Raw genomic sequence first — 1,796 nt, 5'->3', positions numbered from 1 at the left:
CATGGATATACTGCGGCACAACCTTCCATACTTGATATCCGTTTCCTCGATTGCTCTTTCTGACCGCTCCCAGTACAAAGCGATGATATCTTTATCCTCCATCTCCTCACCTCCGTGATGTTTGAATGTGCACTTTAAACCTATGGAATTCGATAAATTAAAATGAGAATTATACATTTACTGTCATAAATGAATTTTATTTCACTCCAACTCACTCACATCCACAATATACGCTTCCGTTTCATTGGCCAGCAGAAGTTTTTTCTCTGCACCTGCCAGATACATTTCCACATCAAAATGCATTTCCTGTGGTACATTAATTTTCATAAAAGTTTTCTTTGCCAGATTTACCAGAAAATATGGCGAATTGTTTTCCTCCTTATCACCATACATCGCATAATCTCCCGCTTTTCCCAGAAAATGTGTGTTTTTGTCAGCTCCTTCAATAGAAAATGTTTCTCCCGTGACAATATTGGTCAGCTCCAGGGTATTCTTTTTCACAGAACTGTTCCACTCCATACCTACTTCTCCATATCCCGTATAGGTTTCCAGCACCTGATCGGTGCGAAGGTCCACTTTGCAAGTCTGCGCCTGTGTCCGGATTCCGTCATCCGTTTTTTCCAACAAATCTTCACCAAAAGTAAGAATCGTAGTATCATCAAGAAATTCTATTTCGTCACCTCGGGTATAAGCATTGATTGCTTCTATCCTTTTCTCCGTTTTTTCTTTAAGATCAAAAACGGTCCAATACCCATCTGCCCGGTAATTACATAAGATTACTTTTCCACCGGGAGACATCGTACAGTTCGCATATACTTTGTCACCGGACAGCTTTTCCATTATTCCGGTTTCCAGATCCAGTTTTGCGATACATTCTTTATAATTTTCTCCATCATCCATCAGCTGTACATAAACGGATTTCTCGTCGAAGTAAGAGAAAACCTCATTTATGGCTCCTTCCAGATTAAAGCCATGGATTTCCTGATGACAAATTGCATATTCAAAGGAAAAAGGCACGCCATCATATTCACCCTGGAAAGAATACACCGGCAGTTCTTTCAACCCATTTCCCTGTATTCCATATACGCGGTCAATTTTCACATTTTCTGTCTCCTCGTCATAATGGGTTTCTGCTACGACCGTTTCCTTATCTCCAAACACAAGCATATTATCTTTCAGCGAAATTCTGTGGTTCTCATCCGCCGGGATATCCGGCCGTCTGGTTTCGCCGCTGCTTTCCTTCGAACTGGCTGGTTCATCTGTGGCATTTCCTGCAGTATTCCCGTCGCTGCCGATATGTAATTCTGTCACCTCATGGCCGGAAAACATGTCGAACAGCCACTCCCGGAAGGCATCCGACGCCGTAGCAAGAACCGATACTCCCATTCCCAATGCCACGATACACAGAAAGATCGCAGCGGCCGTCCGAAAGGCGGCGCTGTGTCTCCACAGGCGAGGGATAAATCCCTTCGGGGACGGACTTTTTCTGCTCAGATTCTTTTCTATTCTTTCTGCTGTCTTCTCGATATATTCGTCGTCACATTGATGGATGGCCTCATATAAATCCTTTCCAGTCATAAGTCATAGCCCTCCTTCCGAAGATATTTTTTCAGCTGCTCCCGGATTCTTGAAAGCCGCATAGACGCAGTTTTCTTTGAAATGCCGTGCCGTCCCGCAATCTCTTCCAGGGAACTGGCAAACCAGTACCTTTCCAGAAAGATATCCCGGTTATTATCCGAGAGATCTCCCAGAAACCGGCTGACCGTTTTTACCAGTTCCTCTTTCATCACCGCATC

General features: G+C 43.9%; 2 protein-coding genes. Both read right to left on the bottom strand.

Annotated features, from left to right (window positions below; all coding sequences use genetic code 11):
* Positions 1-201: 201 nt before the first annotated feature.
* The gene (locus tag B5F87_RS20375; RefSeq protein WP_087284499.1) at positions 202-1,578 is read right to left on the bottom strand and encodes a hypothetical protein; all 1,377 of its coding nucleotides are present in this window, start codon (positions 1,576-1,578) and stop codon (positions 202-204) included.
* A partial coding sequence (locus B5F87_RS20370) for a sigma factor-like helix-turn-helix DNA-binding protein (RefSeq protein WP_275532339.1) occupies positions 1,575-1,796 on the bottom strand: 222 nt, incomplete at its 5' end. The genes B5F87_RS20375 and B5F87_RS20370, both read right to left, overlap by 4 nt.

The sequence above is a fragment of the Eubacterium sp. An3 genome, from assembly GCF_002159465.1.
GTDB lineage: Bacteria > Bacillota > Clostridia > Lachnospirales > Lachnospiraceae > Anaerobutyricum > Anaerobutyricum stercoris.
The sequence above is the reverse complement of the archived record's forward strand: the minus strand, read 5'-3'. Positions and strand labels throughout refer to the sequence as shown.

Bases quoted from the DNA above. Each gene is read 5' to 3' on its own strand.
- B5F87_RS20375 (WP_087284499.1), bottom strand. From the start codon at position 1,578: ATGACTGGAAAGGATTTATATGAGGCCATCCATCAATGTGACGACGAA.